Source organism: Streptococcus mitis (assembly GCF_002005545.1).
Lineage (GTDB): Bacteria > Bacillota > Bacilli > Lactobacillales > Streptococcaceae > Streptococcus > Streptococcus mitis_I.
Genome location: NZ_LBMT01000001.1, coordinates 1,457,143 through 1,477,784, shown reverse-complemented (window position 1 = coordinate 1,477,784; position 20,642 = coordinate 1,457,143). Strand labels below are relative to the sequence as shown.

Here is a 20,642-nt window from a genome sequence, read left to right as displayed (position 1 = left end):
ACACCCAAGCCTTGCGACTAGGGGCGTCAGAAACGCGGTTCCACCCTAATTTATTACTTCATTGTTTTTGAAAATACTACAGAAAGCGCCAGTTCTTTATTTTGCCCTACTTGGCTCCCACTATCCCAAGCTCGCTTGAAGAACGCCATAAGACTTTCTTTCCTGTTGACTATTATATCAAAAATTAGAACAATGTACAATTCTTTTTATGATTTTCTAGAAATCCATATCATCAACTCGTGGAGCACCAGACTGAACAGCTATCGTTTTTAATGTTTCTCGCTCCTCGTGACTCAGCTCAATTCCGAAACAATCAAGATTAGCCTGAATACGAGAGGCTGTAACAGATTTCGGAAGTGGTAAAAATCCTTCTACCAAGCTCCATGCCAAGGCTATCTGAGCAACAGACTTTCCATGATTTGCTGCGATTTCTTGGACTTCCTTACTATCAAATAATTCTCCCTGACCAAAAGGTCCCCAAGCTTCCAATAAAATTCCTTTTTCTCTACAGTAAGCTACGACTTCCTCTTGATACACACCTGGCGCCAAGCGGATTTGATTGACCGCTGGAAGAATTTTTGCTGTTTCAAGCAAGGCATCCAAATGATGGGGAAGGAAATTACTAACTCCAATAGCACGGATTTTGCCTTCTTGATAGAGGTCTTCCATCGCCCTCCAAACTTCCGTATTTCGGATTTTCCATTGGTCATTTTCTCTGAGTGGTTTTGGATTTGGCCAATGAATCAAATACAGATCCAAATAATCCAAGCCCAGCTTCTCTAAAGACTCTTCAAAAGCCTGACGAGCTTGCTCATAGCTATGATTTGTATTCCAGAGTTTGCTGGTTACAAAAATTTCCTCACGCGGAACGCCACTATCTTGAATGGCAAAACCAACGCTTTCTTCATTTTTATAAATAGCTGCCGTATCGATATGGCGATAGCCTGCCTTTAAAGCCTCTAGGACAGCTTGGTAGGCAATCTCCCCATTTTCAGCTTTCCAGGTTCCAAATCCTAGAACTGGAATTGGAACGCCATTATTTAAAGTATAAGATTTCATTATTTTTCCTTTCTATGAGAAGAAAATCCAAAGAGCCAAATTTTCAAGGAAAACTTTTCTCTTTAGATTTTGTGTATTATTGATTGCGGTCGTAATAGAGTTGGTGAGGTTTAAGACGAGTATCTAACAAATCTGGAATTGTCACAAAGTCATAACCTTGCCCTTTCAAATAGTCAATAACCTTTGGTAAAGCATTCACTGTTTCAGCATGGATATCATGCATGAGAATAATAGAACCATTCTTGACTTCACGCTGAATTTCTGTCAAAATAGCTGCTTCATTTTTACTTTTCCAGTCCAGACTATCTACATCCCACATAATAAAGCTCAAATCTAAGCTTTTGCGAATGTCGTCTGTAATGGCTCCATAAGGCGGACGCATAAGTTTAGAGCTAGAACCCAGCACCTTAGTTAGCGCATCCTCAGTATCAGTAATTTGTTTTTTAGCTTCATCAAGCGAAAGTTTTGAAAGAACTGGATGGCTCCAACTATGGTTCCCAATGACATGCCCATCTGCTTTCATTCGTTTCAAAATCTCTTCATTGCCAGAAACATTCTTACCTAAAACAAAGAAAGTTGCCTTGATACCATACTTAGAAAGTGTATCTAATGCTTGATTTGTCGTTGCAGGATTTGGTCCATCATCAAAAGTCAAGGCTACTACTTTACGATTTTTCTTTTCATAATAAGCCTTATATAGCTCTGCATCCTTATCTAATAAATAAGAGGACTGAATGACCTCAAAGAAACTTGATACTGGCAAGGCAATCTCATCCAGATTTTCAATAGGCTGACTCGGATAAATAAGAATCTGACTATCCTTGTAATCAAAATTCCATGCAGACAAGTCTTGGTCAGACAAACCTTTAACAATCTGATCGACCTTTTCTTGCTCCAATTTCTTATCCTGTAAAAAAGAAGTCAGTTCTTTTATCAGTTGCTCTTTAGCCTTACTAGCATCTGAAAATAGTTGATCAAGGGTAAAAGGTTTACCGTCTTCTGTCAAATGCACTTTCGCTAGACTAGTTTTTTCAGTCTCTTCAACTTTTGACGAAGTTAAATCATAGACTTGTTTCATCACACTTCGGTTGACAATCCCTTTTAAAGTCGAATCCTGTTTCTCCGTATAATAAAAAACCAGATTTTCCTTATCCTCTAGATTGTCTTTAATATCCTGTGTCATAATTCCCTTTATAGACGAAATCACTTGCTCCCCTTGGAGAGGATAATAGGCAATTACTTCTGCTTGTCCCTTACGAAAATGATCCTTCTGATTTCCCTCACTCAATTGATCATCTTTCTCTTTTTTGAGCGATTCAATCTTTTGTTCAAAACTTTGTTTTGTGTATATTTTATATCCAATCATTGAACCAAGGACACAAATACTTACTGAGAAGATAGCTACTAGGGCTATTAGACTCATTCTTATCTTATCGTGATTCTCACGCTTTGCTCTACTTTTATCCATAAGACCATCATATCAAATTCAAGCTATAATTTCAATGATTTTGGAGGAAATAGTATATTAAAAAAGAGGAGTCTGGGACAAAAAGATTTTGATTTTAGGAATTCTTTATTATAAATTTTAAAAATCGATAGATTAGATAAAAAAGCGAACAAGACAGAATTCTGAGTGTCAGATAACTCGTTTTGTTCGCTTTTTATATTTAAGGCTAGACTTTTGTCCCAGACTCGATCTCATTGCTGAGAATCGGTTTTCTAAATAAATCAAGTCAACTTTTTACGTAATATAAATTATGTAAAAAACTCCTACAACAATAAATCTTTTACTTTCCCAATTTCACTTTTGGGAATCACTAAGTGAATCATATCTCCGAGATACATTCTGGTTGAGCCGTTAACTGTTTGGCTCTTGCCATTATGAACTTGGGTGGTGATGAGTACGTTATGTGGCAAGTTGAGTTCGTGTACTTGTTTTCCTGCTATTTTATCTGAAACAGGGATTTCAATGAGAGTGACTTCTCCTTCATCTGTCGCTTCTTCTGGCAGCATTTTTTCCAACATAGCCTCATAGACTGGTGCACCCTTGAGCAGATCCATGATGATGTAGGCAACTAAGGTCACTAAACCAAGTGGCATGAGATTGCGAATATCTCCTACCATTTCGGTTACCAGAATCATGGCGGTTAAGGGAGCTTTAGAAATCGCTCCAAAATAGCCACTCATTCCCAGAATGACAAATATAGGAAACTGCTCTTGACTGACAAGTCCAAGATTGACACAAATAACACCAACTAGAGCTCCAAGCAATGAACCAAGCGCCAAAATGGGTAGGAAAATACCTCCTGGAAGGCCACTTCCATAGCTAATCATGCTCCAGATAAAGCGAATCAAAAAGTAAACTAATAGAACTTGGAAACTAAAATCTTGCTCAGTTAGGGAAAGAACCAGCTGATTTCCACCACCAAGGATTTGGGGTAAGAAGATTCCGACTGGTATGATGAGAATGAAGGCCAGAATTGGGTAATAAGCTCTATCCAAATGGATTTTTTGACCAAGCCAATCATAGACTCGACCAACATTGAGCACAGCTTTCTCATAGAGAAAACCAGAAAGTCCAAGAAAAACTCCCATAAGGAGGTAAATCCAATACTGGTCTAGGGTCATGAGTGGGATGTTGTCTGGCATATCCAGTACGGGTGTTAGGCCAAATATGAGCAGAGAAACAAAGTTTGCTACGAGACTGGCCGCTAGAGTTGAGACCCAGAAAAAGCGCGAAAAATGGTGATAGACTTCTTCTACCACAAAGAGAAGTCCTGCAATGGGAGCATTAAAGGCAGCTGCTAGTCCTGCTGCAGCCCCACTTGCAATAAGGGAACGCTCCTCTACTGGACTGGATTTGAGCCACTTGGCAATTCCTTTACCACCAACCGCTCCGAGTTGAATGCTTGGTCCCTCACGCCCCAGCATAAGGCCACTTGCAATAGCAAGAATTCCTAGAATATATTTTTTCCAAAGAATTCCCCACCAGTTGAGAGTCATCAATCCCTTTAATTCGGCTTCGACTTGAGGAATTCCTGAGCCTTTGATATCTTTTTCTGATCGAGTTAATTTCGCACTGAGCCAACAAACTATTAAATAAAATAGACCAATGATAAAAAGGTTGCGCACTAGGTGCGCTTGATCTTGATAAAGTCCTTGTATCAGGTGGAATCCTTTTTCAATTAAGAAACGAAAGGATCCAACGATAATTCCAACAACGAGACCGACGATGACTCCTCGTCCAACTTGGGATAATATAGTACTTGAGGCAAAGGCAAATTCTTTCTTGGAACTGAGTGTTTCTGACTGTTCCTTCATAATCATTCCTTCTAACTTAACTTTCTTTTTCTCCTGAAACCAGTGATTTAACGGGTTCAAAGCTGGTTCGGTGAATTGGGGTAACTCCTAGTTTTGTGAGGCCTTCCAGGTGTTTAGCTGTTCCATATCCTGCATTAGAAGCAAAATCATAGCCAGGGAACTGCTGATCGTAGTCATTCATCAATTCATCACGTGTCACCTTGGCTACTATGGAAGCTGCTGCAATTGAAAGGGAATTAGCATCACCTTTGATGATGGAGGTTTGTGAAATTGGTAAATCCAGTTTCATAGCATCTATTAAGAGATGTTCAGGTTGAGGACTGAGCTGGGAGATAGCTTCCTTCATGGCCAGTTTGGTTGCTTCATAGATATTAACTTGGTCGATGACCTGATTATCCATGATACCAATGCCGATTGACAAGGCTTGGTCCTGAACGGCTTGGAAAATCTCCAGATGTTTCTTTTTAGGAATTTTCTTGCTGTCGTTGAGGCCTCTAATCTTACAATTTTTAGGCAAAATAACGGCTGCAGCAACTACAGGTCCAGCCAGAGGACCACGGCCGACCTCATCAACACCAGCAATTAAGGTCAATCCTTGCCTATAAAGTTCCTTTTCGTAGGAAAGCATGGATTCCAAACGAAAATCCTCATCCAATTCTGCCTGAATGGCTTTTTTACGCTTGCTGATTTCCTTTTGAACTCCTGAGCGATTATCCTTTTCAAGATCTAGAAAAATAGGGCTATCAAGGTCCTTGACCGTTTCAAGGAGTTCTTTGATTTCTTTAATCGTCGCCATCGAGGTCTTCCAATGTATCTAAGGTATAGTTACCGAGTTTGCCGTCGCGGACTTCCTTCACGAAGAGACTGTAAAAACGGTCATAGTCATCACGGAAACCGAGGGCACGGGTCATGTCCATAATAATAACCGGCGCTTCTTCTTCAATCTTCATTTGTTTGAAGCGTTCAGCCAGCTTTTCTGGATAATGTTCTTTGAAATAATTGAGACCAAAAATAGTTACCTCATCCATAGGAAGCAACTGGTCTTTAATAGCTCCAGTTAAGGCCAACTTAAGCGCAACAGTTTCATCCTCAAACTTAGGCCAGAGAATCCCTGGTGTGTCCAAGATTTCCAGGTCTTTATTTGTTTTGAGCCATTGTTGCCCCTTGGTAACCCCTGGTTTATTGCCGACAACGGCAATTTTCTTACCAGCCAAACGGTTCATGAGAGTGGATTTACCAGCGTTTGGAATCCCGATAATCATGGTACGCAAGGTTTCAATCTTGATACCACGTTCTTTTTGGCGAGCAATCTTATCCGCCATGAGCTTTTTGGCCGCATCTGTTACAACTTTTACAGTCACTTGCTCTTTGGAGTTAATAGCCAGCGTCTGGATTCCCTGTGATTCAAAATACTGACGCCATTCCTTGGTCATTGCTGGATCGGCCAAGTCCGCCTTGTTTAAAATCAAGAGTTTTGGTTTGTCACCAACAATCTTAGTCAACATAGGATTTTGACTAGACAGAGGTAAGCGTGCATCCACCAAAATCGTCACAAAATCAACAAATTTTAAATTCTCCTGCACCTGCCGACGCGCTTTAGACATGTGACCAGGAAACCATTGAATAGTAGCCATAATATATCTCCTTCGGATTGAAAAATTTTAAAACGTTTTCTTTCTTATCCTCTATTCTATCATAAATTAGCCTTTTTTGCATGGTCTTTTGGCTATGAGAAATTCATTAAACATAATTTTATTTATGTCTTTTACAATACAGTAAACTTATATAAAGGATATTAGACTTCAAAAAGAGGATTTTCATCGCACTAAATATCAAAAAAGAAAAGACGAAAAAAGAAGATGACGAATCATCTTCTTAAAAACTATGAGTTTTTAGTCTTCTTTTTTCTTGCGAGCAAGAAGTCCAAATCCACTTAGGGCTCCAAGAAGTCCAAGTGCTGCAAGGTTAGCATTAGCTTCTGTACCTGTGTTTGGTAATTCCTCTCTTCTACTTGTCTCAGAAGTCGGAGTATTTGCTTCTGGAATGTTTGGAGTTGGAATTTGACTTTCTGGTGTTGGAATAGTCGGATCTTGTGGAGTTGGAATCGGTGTGGTCGGTTTCTGTGGAACAGGATTATTAGGCTCTACTGGTGTTATCTTTTCAAATTTATGAATAGTTACACCATCTTTCGTTGTAGTCGTAATAAATCGATATCCAGGAATATTTCCTGGTTCATGAGTTCCAGGTTTTTCTGGTTTCAATGGCTTACCATTTTCATCCACCCAGATTGTAATATGATTACTTTCTGGAGTTGGTTTTACCGGTTCTTCCGGACTAGGTGTATTTGGAACTTTTACATACTCAATCGGTGTATCGTTTCCAGGTTCTGTTGGTACTGGTGGAATGTATCCTTGTGTTGGATCATTTGGCACTTTTGGTTGTAACGGTGTTTCACCAATCTTCGGTGTATATCCTGGTACGTATGGAATCACTGGTACATTTGGTGTATTAGGATCCGTTGGATCACCAGGCTTAGTTGGGTCTGTCGGATCGTTTGGATATGGTAGTGGCGTTGGTGTTTCTACACCTGGCACTTTTGGTACCCATGAACCAAGTTTCTTGTAAACCACTTCAATCGTTTGATTTGCAACAGTTGGTGTTATTCCTTTTCTTTCAGCTACTTCTTTTTGAGCTGGGTCTTTAAGGATGTAACCTTTAACTACTGGCGATGATACTTTATCAAATGTACTATCTCCACCAACTGCTTTCCAGTCTCCATAAGTAATCTCACCTGTTACTACGTTAATCTTAGCTTCACGTGTAAATGTAACTTTGTCTGTTGATGGTTTAGAAACTTTGTTTCCTTCTTCGTCAACATAGTTAATTGTACGTATTACTTCTTTCTTAACGTCCAGTTTCTTAATTAATTCGTCTGTCCATCTTGGAATTGTTGGATCATTTGGATTATTTGGATCTACTGGTGTATCTGGATCGATTGGTTGTCCTGGTACTGGTTTATTTGGATCTTTCGGATTTGTTGGATCAAATGGTTTCACTGGTTTAACACGTGGTGTTAATGTCACCTTGAAGTATTGATCAACCTTAGGATCGTTGTCGAACGTTCCTGTTGGTGGATACGTGTTAGTTTCAACATCATATCCTTTTAGTTTTAATTTCGCAATTGTTGCTTTGATTTCACCGTCTTTTGTTAATGGTGTATTTGAATCTCCTGTTTCTGTGATTGGTGTTTCTAATACATTTCCTTTTGGATCCACGAAGCTTGTGGTTGCTTTTTGTTGTCCGTCTTTTTCATACGTAATCGGTGTATCTTGACCTGGTGTTTTTGGCACTGGTGGTACGTTATATCCTTTTTCTGGATGGTTTGGATCCACCGGTGTTAACGGTACTAGTGGGTTTTCTGGACTCACTGGTTTTGTTGGGTCTTTTGGTACTACCGGAGTATGTCCTGGTACTTGTGGAATCACTGGTACTTTCGGACTGTTTGGATCGTTTGGATCTTGTGGTTTTTCCGGATTTGGTGTCACCACTTTACTTGGATCCTGTGGATCGTTGTCATACGGTGTTGGACTTGGTGGAGTTACTCCTTCTGGTACTTTTGGTACATATGAACCTACTTTAGTGTAAACCACAGTAATTGTTTCATCTTTTGCGTCTGACTTAACTGTTTCTTTCTCAACTACTTTTTGAGCTGAATCTTTTAAGATGTAACCTTTAACTACTGGTGATTTCACCGCATCAAATGTACTATCTCCATCAACTGCATTCCAATCACTACCATTGCGCGTGAATGTAACTTTATCCGTAGATGGTTTAGCTAATTCATTACCTTTTTCATCCACGTATTTGATTGTACGTGTCACTTCTTTTGTACCAGTTATTTCTGGTTTTGGTTTATCTGGCACTTTTTCATACGTAATCGGTGTATCGTTTCCAGGTTCTGTTGGCACTGGTGGTACCTTGTATCCATTTTCTGGATGTTCTGGATCAACTGGTACTAATGGATTTCCATCTGGTGTCTTAGGTGTATGACCTGGCACATATGGAATCACTGGTGTTCCTGGCTGTGGATATTCTGGTTCTCCAGGTTTAGTTGGATCAGTCGGATGGTTTGGATATGGTAGTGGCGTTGGTGTTTCTACACCTGGCACTTTTGGTACCCATGATCCTAACTTAGTATATACCACTTTTAGATTTTGATTTTCAGAGGTTGCTTTTAAGTTTTCACTTGCTACTACTCTTGTTCCATCTGTTGATACTAACCCATTTTGCGCATCTTGATTAGCTTTTAAGATGTATCCCTTAACCACAGGTGATGTTACTTCGTCGAATGTTGTATCATTTGATGTCCATGCTACATTAGGATCAACAACGTCACCCGTTACGACATTAACTTTCAAACTACGAGTAAATGTTACTTTGTCTGTTGCTTTGTTAGCTACTTCTTTGTCTGTACCATCTTCTACATAAGTTATTGTACGTGTAACATGTTTAGTCGTTGCCAGTTTATCAATTAATGCTTTCGTCCATTTTGGTCCGTTTGGATTTTCTGGATCAATTGGTTTTCCTGGTTCCGGTTTTGGATTGTCGTCACCTTTTGGATTTGTTGGTTCAAATGGTGGGACATCTACCACTTTTGGTTTCACTGTTACTTCGAAAGTTTGATCAACTGTTTTATCTTTATCGAAGTTCTTATCCGTCGCTGTTGTGAATCCGTCAGTTACTAATTCATATCCTAGAACTTTCAATTCTGCAAGCTTATTCGCTGTTGTATAGTTAATTGTAGTTCCCGAATCACCTGTTAGTTCTTCTGTATGAAGAACTTTAGTTGTTCCTTCAACAACATATTTTACTATAGCTTTTTGAGGATCTTTTTCATACGTAATTGGTGTATCGTTTCCAGGTTCTGTTGGCACTGGTGGTACCTTGTATCCATTTTCTGGATGTTCTGGATCAACTGGTACTAATGGATTTCCATTTGGTGTCTTAGGTGTATAACCTGGCACATATGGAATCACTGGTGGTTTCGGTGTGTTTGGTTCAACTGGTGTTCCTGGCTGTGGATATTCTGGTTCTCCAGGTTTAGTTGGATCAGTCGGATGGTTTGGATATGGCAGTGGCGTTGGTGTTTCTACACCTGGCACTTTTGGTACCCATGATCCTAACTTCGTATATACCACTTTTAGATTTTGATTTTCAGATGCTTCTGTTAAGTTTGTACTTGCTACTACTCTTGTTCCATCTGTTGATACTAACCCATTTTGCGCATCTTGATTAGCTTTTAAGATGTATCCCTTAACCACAGGTGATGTTACTTCGTCGAATGTTGTATCATTTGATGTCCATGCTACATTAGGATCAACAACGTCACCCGTTACGACATTAACTTTCAAACTACGAGTAAATGTTACTTTGTCTGTTGCTTTGTTAGCTACTTCTTTGTCTGTACCATCTTCTACATAAGTTATTGTACGTGTAACATGTTTAGTCGTTGCCAGTTTATCAATTAATTCTTTCGTCCATTTTGGTCCGTTTGGATTTTCTGGATCAATTGGTTTTCCTGGTTCCGGTTTTGGATTGTCGTCACCTTTTGGATTTGTTGGTTCAAATGGTGGGACATCTACCACTTTTGGTTTCACTGTTACTTCGAAAGTTTGATCAACTGTTTTATCTTTATCGAAGTTCTTATCCGTCGCTGTTGTGAATCCGTCAGTTACTAATTCATATCCAAGAACTTTCAATTCTGCAAGCTTATTCGCTGTTGTATAGTTAATTGTAGTTCCCGAATCACCTGTTAGTTCTTCTTTATGAAGAACTTTAGTTGTTCCTTCAACAACATATTTTACTATAGCTTTTTGAGGATCTTTTTCATACGTAATCGGTGTATCGTTTCCAGGTTCTGTTGGTACTGGTGGTACCTTGTATCCATTTTCTGGATGGTTTGGATCAACTGGTACTAATGGATTTCCATCTGGTGTCTTAGGTGTATAACCTGGCACATATGGAATCACTGGTGGTTTCGGTGTGTTTGGTTCAACTGGTGTTCCTGGCTGTGGATATTCTGGTTCTCCAGGTTTAGTTGGATCAGTCGGATGGTTTGGATATGGTTTTGGATCGAAATTCGTTCCTGTTGGAGGTGTTACTCCTGCCGGTGGTGTTGGCACCCATGATCCTAACTTAGTATAAAGCACTTTAACATTTTGATTTTCAGATGCTTCTGTTAAGTTTGCACTTGCTACTACTCTTGTTCCATCTGTTGATACTAACCCATTTTGCGCATCTTGATTAGCTTTTAAGATGTATCCCTTAACCACAGGTGATGTTACTTCGTCGAATGTTGTATCATTTGATGTCCATGCTACATTAGGATCAACAACGTCACCCGTTACGACATTAACTTTCAAACTACGAGTAAATGTTACTTTGTCTGTTGCTTTGTTAGCTACTTCTTTGTCTGTACCATCTTCTACATAAGTGATTGTACGTGTAACATGTTTAGTCGTTTCCAGTTTATCAATTAATGCTTGCGTCCATTTTGGTCCGTTTGGATTTTCTGGATCAATTGGTTTTCCTGGTTCCGGTTTTGGATTGTCGTCACCTTTTGGATTTGTTGGTTCAAATGGTGGGACATCCACCACTTTTGGTTTCACTGTTACTTCGAAAGTTTGATCAACTGTTTTATCTTTATCGAAGTTTCTACCTGTCTCTGTTGTGAATCCGTCAGTTACTAATTCATATCCAAGAACTTTCAATTCTGCAAGCTTATTCGCTGTTGTATAGTTAATTGTAGTTCCCGAATCACCTGTTAGTTCTTCTTTATGAAGAACTTTAGTTGTTCCTTCAACAACATATTTTACTATAGCTTTTTGAGGATCTGCTTCATACGTAATTGGTGTATCGTTTCCAGGTTCTGTTGGTACTGGTGGTACCTTGTATCCATTTTCTGGATGTTCTGGATCAACTGGTACTAATGGATTTCCATTTGGTGTCTTAGGTGTATAACCTGGCACATATGGAATCACTGGTGGTTTCGGTGTGTTTGGTTCAACTGGTGTTCCTGGCTGTGGATATTCTGGTTCTCCAGGTTTAGTTGGATCAGTCGGATGGTTTGGATATGGCAGTGGCGTTGGTGTTTCTACACCTGGCACTTTTGGTACCCATGATCCTAACTTAGTATAAACTACTTTGCGATCTATATTAGTTGAATTTACATTAGTTTCTACTTCTTCTACTGAAGGTACGTTTGCTACATATCCATCTAATTTTTCTGTCGGTACAGCTTCTAGAGTTTTATCCGTACTTGTCCAGTCTCCTGGCGTTACTACTTTTGTTACTAAGTTGTATGTTGCACTACGTTTGAAGTGGGCTGTTTGTTTCTTAGTTGGTTTCGCATCCGCTATTTCTGGTCCATCCGCAGTTTCTTTCTTAACGTAAGTAATTGTTCTTGTTACTTCTTTTTCTAAGTCAGATTTTGCTAAGCCTTCTGTTGGCCATTTTGGTCCTTCTGGTTTATCTGGATCTACTGGATCATTTGGATTTTTCGGCTCTGTTACTGTTACTGTACGTTCCTTAACAAGTAATTCGAATACTTGTGTTGGATCTCCTGTTTCTGGATCTTTCTTATTATCAAATTTTTGATTTTCTAATAATGTTTTATTTTCAACTACATATCCACGTTTTTCTAAGTCTGCAATCTTAGTGTTTAGGTCTGTTGTTGGGATTGTTTCATCTGTCGAACCATTATTAATAAACACTGTATCATTTTCTAATGGTGTCTTAACTTGTTTTTCTCCTTCACCTTCAACCTTAACTACTTTCACCACAGCTTTTTGAGGATCTTTTTCATACTCAATCGGCGTATCGTTTTCTGGTGTTTCTGGAATCGGTGGTACCCTGTATCCAGTTTCTGGATTATTTGGATCAACTGGTTCCAACGGTTTGTCTCCGATTTTTGGTGTGTATCCAGGTACATATGGAATTACCGGTGGAGTTTTTGGTTTTTCAGGAGTTCCTGGAGTTTCACCGTCTGGGGTACCAGGTTGAGGGTTTGGTGTTTCTCCTGGATTTCCTGGTTTTGTCGGATAATCAGGATATTTAGGTTTTGTTGGATCGTTTGGATCGTTTGGATATGGAATTGGTGTTGGGTTTTCTACACCTGGCACTTTTGGTACCCAGTTTCCAATTTTCTTGTATACAACTTCCTCTTCAAACGATTCAGTATCAGCTGTCACTTCACTAGAAGGAACCTTCACTTTATCAGCTATATATCCAGTTAATACTGGAGTTTTCACTTCATCTAGTGTTTGTTTATCACTCCATGCACCGATTGTTGTTAGACCTGTCGCTAAGTTAGTAGTTACTTCGCGGGTAAATTCAGCTGTCTTAGTATTCGTTAATTTACCATTATCAACTTCAACTTTTGATCCATTTGTTTCATCAATTTTATAGTATTTAATCGTACGTGTTACAGATTTTGTTTCTGTTTCAACTGATGTACGCTCTCTAAGAATGAGTTCATAAACTTGCGATGGGTCTCCAGTTTCTGAATCTTTTACTTTATCAAACGTTTCACCTTTTAATGGTGTTTTATTATCTACAATATATCCACGTTTTTCTAAGTCTTTGATTTTTTCATCAAGCTTTGTTGAAGGAATTGCAGCGTCTGGTATACCACTATCGATACTTACTTTTTCATTCGGCAATTCTATTTTTACGCCATCTCTGATCGTATAGACTTTCACTACAGCTTTTTGTGGGTCTGGTGTATAGTTTATTTCTATATTTGTTTTTGGATCTGTTGGAGTTGGTGGTGTATATCCTTCCGTTAAATCTGTTGGATTTTTCGGTACTAAAGGAGTTCCGCCAACATTTGGTGTGTATCCTGGTACATATGGAATAAGTCCTGGTGTTGGATCTCCTGGTTTTGTTGGGTCGGTTGGATGGTTCGGATATGGTTTTGGTGTCATATCTGTTCCTTCAGGTGGTGTTACACCTTTCGGTAAGTTTGGTACCCAACTTCCTAATTTCGTGTAAACAACTTTTTCAGTAATATTTCCTGAAGTATCTGGCACAGTTACTGCTTCTACAGAAGCTCTATCTGCAATATACCCTTCTAATTTCTCTGTTGGTACAGCCGTTAAGGTATTATCCGTACTTCCCCAATCTCCTGGCGTTACTACTTTTGTTACTAAGTTGTATGTTGCACTACGTTTGAAGTGCGCTGTTTGTTTCTTAGTTGGTTTCGCATCCGCTATTTCTGGTCCATCCGCAGTGTCTTTCTTAACATAAGTAATCGTACGTGTAACTTCTTTTTCTAAGTCAGATTTTGCTAGTCCTGTTTCTGGCCATTTTGGTCCTTCTGGAACACTAGGATCAACCGGTGTATTTGGAGTTGGTGGAGTTGTTACTGTTACTACTTTTTCTCTTACAGTTACATTATACACCTGACTTGGCTCTTGTCCGTCTTCATCTGTCGTTGAGTCAATTGTTTTACTATTTGTATCAAACTCATTTGTTACAATTTCATACCCAGCATTTTTCAGCGCTGTTATTCTAGTATCCACATCTGTTGGAGAGAATGTCTCTCCAACATTACCTTCTAGCGTAATATCACCATATCCAGTTAACGGTTCTGTTACTGTTTCAGATACTTGTTTCTTGAAGTGAACGACACCTTTACCTGTAGGCGGTACAGTTCTTTCTTCATATACAAATGTGATTACTGTATTTTTCTTTGTGATACTTCCATTTGGGGCATCTGATGAAGTTTCTAGTCCTCCACCAACTGATCTTAAAGCATAATATTTTCCATTAGTCGCTTTAAAAGACGAAACTTTTTTTGAATTCACATCATAGTCTGTACCAATCAGTACATCTTTTCTTACTAAATAGCCATTATCCGTTTTTTCTCCAGCTTTTTTAGCATCTGCATCAGTAATTGGTAAATTATTTCCAGCAGTATCAACATAACGAACAGTAACATCTCCTGACATAGCTGATCTTAGTTCAGATGTCTTTTTACTCTTGTCGATTTCTTCTTTTATTTTCTTCTCTTGGTCTTCAGTAATTTTACCTTTCTCTTTTAACTTAGTAATAATTCTTCTTGCTACTTCTTTAGATGGTTCTACCGTATCTTGGATTACTGAGAAATCGGCTAGAATCGGCATATTATACTGAATACGAGAACTTTGAGGGTTTACCCCAACTCTTTCATTATCAGATGGAATTACTTGTACAGTATACGATACAATATCCGTTCCTAAAGGAATGTCCGCAGTAGAGAAGTAGCCTGCTTTTCCTAGTTTGCTATATCCAGGACCCACTGCTTCCTTAATCTTAGCCGACAGTTCTTCATCAGAAATCACATTCGTACGCTCAATCCCTTTATCTACTCCTAAAAATTTTGAGAAATGTTTGAATTCTTCAGAACTAGATGTAGCCCAACCATGATTAAGATTATTCGCTTTTGTATTTGTATTCTCTCTATCAAAGGTTTGGGGATTAGCACCATATGCATCAGCACTTAGAGTTGCTGCTATATCTGACCCTTGAATACCAACTTCCTTACTACCGTTTCTAGCGGCAGTATATGTGTATTTATCTGTTTCAACTTCCAGCTGATCATCGTTAACATGATAGGTAATTTTCTTAGCACCTGGTATAAGAGTAGTGAGTAATCTATATGCTCTGTCATCAGCTTTAGCTTGAGAACTACCTGAACTTAGCCAAGTTGGGGTATTAGGAGTATCTTTATCAGCATTTTTCAATAAATTATTCAAGTCATTCGATAGCTTTATAGGTGACTGTGATGTACTTGTGAAAGTTTTCTTCCACTCTGAATCTCTTTCCTTTGATTTTCTTATACTTAAGAAGTCTTCAGTAACATTCATCACAATATCGCCTTGTTTTTTAGCTTCTTCCGTAGCTTCTTCTACAATTTGATCGTATACTTTTTGTTGCTCTGGTGTATAATCTTTTTCTCTTGTTCTTCCTAATAATGGAGTAGCTTTTACTTTCTCATTTTTAATTTTATTAAAACGGTAATTAAACTCATCTTTTAAAAATTTCAAAATGTTTTCATGTGCCGCTTCAACATTCAAACCTTTCTTATACAACTCTTCATTCTGAACGATTTCAGCTACACGAGAAATAGTTTCATCATAAACTTTTGTTTCTTCGCCCTTACTATTTTGAGCTTTAATTACTACTCGATAACTTCCTTTAGAACCGTTAATATCTGTGATGTACCCTGTCACAAAATCAACGCGAACACGACTTCCGTATTTAGTAGAAAAGGCTGTGAATTTCTTCTCTATCCCATTGTAGCCAACGACACCTGGAGAATATTTATTAAATTTATCCTTTTCTAAAAACGGAAGCTTATTATAATTAGCGCCAGCCGCCTCTGCACGTTCATTCTGAGCCCGTGGATCATACGTCGAATTATCCGCTACAGTTTCATTACGATTGGCACGTGTACGCCCTTTAACAAGCATCAGCATATAATCAAAACGACGATCTAAGGCTTGCTCATGCACATAGATGTTATCTAAGGCATCTGCCCCAAGCATACCACCTTGTTCAATTATCGGAATCCCATTCTCAGTTTGTCCAACTTTATGCCAACCTGTGAAGTAACCTTGTGCGTTCTTTCTACCGATAACGAACTTACCTTTGTTTCCATTTTCATCAATGGCATGCCAACCACCAAAGTCATGAAGTTCTCTAATTTCACCCGGTTGGAGAGGTACACCCTCTGGATTCTCAGCAGTCTTATCAAATCGAAGTTCTCTTCCTAGAGTATCCATATTTCTCAAGTATGAACGCTCGTTATTTTGGAAGTCATCCGGCATATGTTGGATAATTTTCCACATTTCTTCAACTGTAGCATTATGACCAGGATCATCGAAACTTATGTGAGCACTCGGATCATGTGCTCCATGCTCACCTTCTTTTGGTGTATTTATCCCTGGTTGATTTGGTTGTACTGTAGCCCCCTTACGTTCGGTTAGAGCAGAATTTAATGTTTCGTTATTCTCAGTTGAAGCCCCGGCAGGTGTCTCAGTTCCAGTAGGAGTATTAGAAGTTCCGCCAGCAGGAGCATCTCCTACCTCTCTTCTTACACGGCGACCTCTAGTATTAGCAGACGTAGACGCTTCTGTCGGCTGCGTTGCATTAAGGGTTTCATTATTTTCTTTCTCTTTAGGTGTTGTTGACTCTGTTGGTTTTCCAGAGACACCTGGATTTTGAGCAGGCTCCGCCCCATAGCTAGAGGAAGTCAGACTGTTAGGTCGGCTTGTCTCCGGTTCTGGAGACGGACGAGAGTGACTTGCACCTCCATCAGTAGTAGTAGTATTCGTTTCAGCGTGTACCACACCTGCCCCCATGGCAAGGTAAAAAGCACCAATGACGACACTAGCTGCACCGACACTTACTTTTCGAATACTATATTTTAGTTGTTTTTCAAATTTACCCATTTCAGACTCCAATCATTCAGATACGTATACATACATACATGCATGCATATATATATATATATATATACGCTTAAGATAATATTCTTCTTTCCTCTATTATACTCAAAATGCTTGTTTATATCAAATGAGAGCGTTTAAATTTTTATACAAATATAAACTATGAAAGTGCTTTTGCATTTTAATATATGATATTGCAGAGTAATAAATGAGTACAAGTTTTCAATTTTTAAGTTAAATTGCTATTTCAAAAATTTTTAAATACTGATTTCTATTATTTTATTTTTGATTATCTTAAAATATTTATAGATAACCTTAAAACAATTAAGTAGATTGATAGTTTTATCTTTTATTAGTAATTGATAATTCGTTACATACTTTAAAAATTTTCTATAAAAAGTGTCTTGACAAAAAAATTTTATATTAGAGAAACATATAATGTCAGTTATGCAAAATAATTTATATTTTTTTATTTTTCTCAATAGATAATCTAAATTGTGAGTGGAGCCAAGTTATATTCATAATAACTAGCTCAAAATTAATTATTTGAATTCATTAGCTTCACAAAACTCCATGAGTCCATATTTGACAACAATTACATTCATTATCAGTAACTAAATAAATAAAGGCACCTATTTTAAAAAAGGAGCAAACTATAAACTAGTAGGTTCCAAACCAAATGTAGACCCATACTGCCCCATAAGTCAGATTTGTAGCGTACCATCCCTAAAAACATTCCCAATGAAACATATAGACACCAAGCTAGAATAGTTCCTGGATGATGAACTAAGGCGAACAAAACACTTGTCAACGCAATTCTGATATCTAATTTTCTGACCAAGTTCCATAAAATTTCTCGATACAAAAATTCTTCAACCATACTCGCATTGATTAAGAACAATAAAAATGAAAACCAAGGAACCTGATATTGAAGGATAATTAAGTTTGCTTGATTCGTAGTTCCTTGAGCATGGATTAGGCTAAAACATAGACTGATAATCAGTAGACTGGCTAATCCAATACCAAGCCATTTTATTCTTGAGTTCATATTGATCTTATGCGCTTGTTTACGTTGACCATACATCCATAAAAAAGAAATGAGCGACGCTCCATAGAGAACCTGTAGTATAGTTAACTCACCGATACAAAGAAATTTCAGTAAGTATAGAGATACCAATAGGACATTTACTTGTTGGAATATATAAACTGGAATTATTCTTTTCATAGTTACCTCAGAAATAAATCTTCATAATCTAAATCTAATACCGGCACAATCCTTTCTACCCATGACTTTGAGGCATTCGTTATTCCATCTTGTAGTGCCTAATCTTTTGATACAAACGATTCAATTCACTTGGATAGTGAAACTCTCCCGCAAACATTTTTCTGGTTAACTCAATCCAGCTGATATTTCTTTCAGCCAAAATAACGGACAAGTTCTGCCATATTGCTTCTCCTTTAGTTAGATAAATAATGTGTTTGTTCCATGTAAATCATTTGCTTCGTATCTCACTTGAAGACTGTTGGACTTCATCAATTAAGTCATATTCTTTAAGAATATATTTGACGGTCAGTAATTTCGACTTCGAACAACCTAACAGCCCAATCAGTTTAGAATTAGAAAATACTAAGTAGACCGCTCCTTCTTCATCTATCCAACCACGATTGAGAGATAATTCTAAACGATCTTTTAAAATAGAATAAGCCACCTTTACTTCTAGTTTCATATCCATATATTTCTCATCCTCAAAAAGAATTTTAGGTAATTTGTAATACCGTTCTGAAGTTTGGTATTGATTTGCCGTGATTCGTTTCATAGCGCTCCTCCAAGTTCTTTGAGTATTAAATCTCCACTTGATTCCAATCGAACCAAGCCACTTTTTTCTAATTCAGCCATAAGAGAGATGGCTTCAACAATGTCAATTCCCATTTCACGTACTAAAAATGAAATGACAATATAGCGTGATGATTGTAATTCTTTTGTCATTTTCCCTCCAGAAAATAAAAAAACGGAAAGATTGTGAAATTCCTTTCCGTAACATAATAAATATCTGAACACCAAACTCAACACCAAAAAAATGTTTTTATTGATAATTATTGCTCAATCAAGCACTTATAACAATGTGAAAAATAAAAATCTGTACTCGCAAAAACCCTTGAACTTCAAGGGTTTTAAGCATTTATTCTACTTCACAATGTTTTATTATTTTAAATCTTCTAGACCAAGCATTGAATAGTAGCCATTGAGTTTTTTTCCTTTCGTAGCAAGGGTTTAGAGCCCCTATTTCATTTTACTATTGTTTGAACATAGAGAGTTTTCAAATGAATGGTGTTCAAACAGTTCTTATTTAATTACATAGAAATCTACTTTATATTATATCATGCCTTCTCTATTTTGTCCGATGATAGCCCTTCAAGCTCTCTGAATAGAAAAAGCGACTCTATAATATTTGTAGTAGGTAAATCCCCTATAGATATTATGGAGCCTATTTTGTTGTAGAAAAAGTTCCATAGAAAAAATCATATGGAATCATTACTTTTTATCACAAAACCACTCGATATCAAAGACTCAAATATCAAAAAAGAAAGGACGAAATTTATCCTTTCTAGATCTTAGCTGACTTCAACCTACTACAGTTGACAAAGAGCCCAAATTAATTTGATATTCCTAATCAATTTGTTCATATCTAATCCCAATCAACTATATGTTAATTATGATAATTTGTTCAATATCCTAGTGGGTATAAGAGAGCCACTCATTAATCATACTAGCGATTTCTTTGGGAGTTTCAGTAGAAAGCTCATGACTAACGTTTTCTAGAAGAATAGTATCAAAATAATCTGGCAATTCGTTTAAGGCTCCCTCTCTCCATGTAGCTTCATTAGGATAGCAAGGACTGATAAACAAAGTATCTCCCACTTCTCTCTTAAAAGCTTGGATTTTCCTCCGTAGGCTGAGTATCGCTTCTATATTTTCATAATTTATAGCTAACTCATATCTATTATACTCAGAGTTCCAGTGATAGGACTGTCTTACGGCTCTCTCCATATTTTCTGACCAATGCTTTGCTTCAGATTTTTCTTTAGAAATAAGAACATCTAAGTCCGAAATGATTTGAGATTTGATATAGTTTTTTGTCTCCTCTAACTCTGTATCTAAAGGTAAAATCTTATCTAAATCTAGATAGCCACCATCCAAAAGAATCAGTTTTGTCACTCCATAAAATTCCGATGCAAGATAACGCGCCAAATCTCCTCCAAGAGAATGACCTATCAGACAGATAGATTCTTCCTTTACAATCTCATTTTTAAACCATGATTTCAATTCTGTTTCATCTCGAAGATGCTTTTCATATGGATTTAGAAAATAGACTTGTGAATCTAGTTCTTGAAGAAAACCCTTGCTATGATAGACATTGCTTCCCAAACCGCCAATAAAATATTTTTTCATTCTCTACTTAATACTATGCTTATTCATCTTTTGTTCAAAGATAGTCGTGATAATCTGACGTAATTCTTCGCGTTCTTTTTCTGGGATCTCACCACTTGTTTGAGCTACAGCGTAGAGTTCAGGGTGTTCAATTGAAATGCGTTTAATAGTACGTGTCGTAGCATGTTTTCTGACGAAAAATGGGATTCGCTTAATCAAGTCTTGTGGTACTAGCGCAAGAATCTTCTCAGCAGTTTCCTTGTCACTAATCTTAGACGTCGTAAGCCCCTTCTTAATCATTTCCTGTTCTTTTTCTGTAAAATCTTTTAATTCCATTCGAT

General features: G+C 37.7%; 10 protein-coding genes and 1 pseudogene. All 11 read right to left on the bottom strand.

Translation table 11 applies throughout. The annotated features are described in order from the left end of the window. Positions 1 to 216: 216 nt before the first annotated feature. Complete coding sequence (locus QS39_RS07485; protein WP_077805098.1) at positions 217 to 1,059, bottom strand: aldo/keto reductase; 843 nt, start codon at positions 1,057 to 1,059, stop codon at positions 217 to 219. Between the two features lie 76 nt (positions 1,060 to 1,135). Next, the gene (gene pgdA / locus QS39_RS07480) at positions 1,136 to 2,527 is read right to left on the bottom strand and encodes a peptidoglycan-N-acetylglucosamine deacetylase PgdA (protein ID WP_077805097.1); all 1,392 of its coding nucleotides are present in this window, start codon (positions 2,525 to 2,527) and stop codon (positions 1,136 to 1,138) included. A gap of 302 nt (positions 2,528 to 2,829) precedes the next feature. Continuing rightward, on the bottom strand, positions 2,830 to 4,380 hold the full coding sequence (locus tag QS39_RS07475) for a ClC family H(+)/Cl(-) exchange transporter (RefSeq protein WP_077805096.1): 1,551 nt from the start codon (positions 4,378 to 4,380) through the stop codon (positions 2,830 to 2,832). Positions 4,381 to 4,396: 16 nt separating this feature from the next. Beyond that, the gene (locus QS39_RS07470; RefSeq protein WP_077805095.1) at positions 4,397 to 5,176 is read right to left on the bottom strand and encodes a ribonuclease HII; all 780 of its coding nucleotides are present in this window, start codon (positions 5,174 to 5,176) and stop codon (positions 4,397 to 4,399) included. Next, entirely contained in the window at positions 5,163 to 6,014 is an 852-nt protein-coding gene (gene ylqF / locus QS39_RS07465) for a ribosome biogenesis GTPase YlqF (RefSeq protein WP_000201307.1), read from the bottom strand. Before ylqF ends, QS39_RS07470 begins: the two co-directional genes overlap by 14 nt. Before the next feature lie 258 nt (positions 6,015 to 6,272). Then, positions 6,273 to 16,874 carry a mucin-binding protein gene (locus QS39_RS11050; protein WP_077805094.1) on the bottom strand — a complete coding sequence of 3,534 codons (10,602 nt, stop codon included), beginning with the start codon at positions 16,872 to 16,874 and terminating at the stop codon, positions 6,273 to 6,275. 634 nt (positions 16,875 to 17,508) lie between these two features. Further along, entirely contained in the window at positions 17,509 to 18,096 is a 588-nt protein-coding gene (locus QS39_RS07455) for a CPBP family intramembrane glutamic endopeptidase (protein WP_077805093.1), read from the bottom strand. 283 nt (positions 18,097 to 18,379) lie between these two features. Then, positions 18,380 to 18,688, bottom strand: a pseudogene (locus tag QS39_RS07450) (replication initiator protein A); the annotation flags it as partial. Further along, on the bottom strand, positions 18,685 to 18,858 hold the full coding sequence (locus QS39_RS07445; protein ID WP_000159607.1) for a hypothetical protein: 174 nt from the start codon (positions 18,856 to 18,858) through the stop codon (positions 18,685 to 18,687). The gene QS39_RS07445 and the pseudogene QS39_RS07450, both read right to left, overlap by 4 nt. A gap of 747 nt (positions 18,859 to 19,605) precedes the next feature. Continuing rightward, a complete protein-coding gene (locus QS39_RS07440; protein WP_077805092.1) occupies positions 19,606 to 20,322 on the bottom strand; it encodes an alpha/beta hydrolase in 717 nt (238 codons plus the stop codon). A 3-nt stretch (positions 20,323 to 20,325) separates the two neighbouring features. Beyond that, the gene (locus QS39_RS07435; RefSeq protein ID WP_000420558.1) at positions 20,326 to 20,637 is read right to left on the bottom strand and encodes a hypothetical protein; all 312 of its coding nucleotides are present in this window, start codon (positions 20,635 to 20,637) and stop codon (positions 20,326 to 20,328) included. Positions 20,638 to 20,642 lie beyond the last annotated feature (5 nt).

What these genes read in the sequence shown, in the direction of transcription:
- QS39_RS07440 (WP_077805092.1), bottom strand. Translation starts at nt 20,322, where the DNA reads ATGAAAAAATATTTTATTGGCGGTTTGGGAAGCAATGTCTATCATAGC.
- QS39_RS11050 (WP_077805094.1), bottom strand. Translation starts at nt 16,874, where the DNA reads ATGGGTAAATTTGAAAAACAACTAAAATATAGTATTCGAAAAGTAAGT.
- QS39_RS07435 (WP_000420558.1), bottom strand. Translation starts at nt 20,637, where the DNA reads ATGGAATTAAAAGATTTTACAGAAAAAGAACAGGAAATGATTAAGAAG.
- QS39_RS07455 (WP_077805093.1), bottom strand. Translation starts at nt 18,096, where the DNA reads ATGAAAAGAATAATTCCAGTTTATATATTCCAACAAGTAAATGTCCTA.
- ylqF (WP_000201307.1), bottom strand. Translation starts at nt 6,014, where the DNA reads ATGGCTACTATTCAATGGTTTCCTGGTCACATGTCTAAAGCGCGTCGG.
- QS39_RS07470 (WP_077805095.1), bottom strand. Translation starts at nt 5,176, where the DNA reads ATGGCGACGATTAAAGAAATCAAAGAACTCCTTGAAACGGTCAAGGAC.
- QS39_RS07445 (WP_000159607.1), bottom strand. Translation starts at nt 18,858, where the DNA reads ATGACAAAAGAATTACAATCATCACGCTATATTGTCATTTCATTTTTA.
- pgdA (WP_077805097.1), bottom strand. Translation starts at nt 2,527, where the DNA reads ATGGATAAAAGTAGAGCAAAGCGTGAGAATCACGATAAGATAAGAATG.
- QS39_RS07485 (WP_077805098.1), bottom strand. Translation starts at nt 1,059, where the DNA reads ATGAAATCTTATACTTTAAATAATGGCGTTCCAATTCCAGTTCTAGGA.
- QS39_RS07475 (WP_077805096.1), bottom strand. Translation starts at nt 4,380, where the DNA reads ATGAAGGAACAGTCAGAAACACTCAGTTCCAAGAAAGAATTTGCCTTT.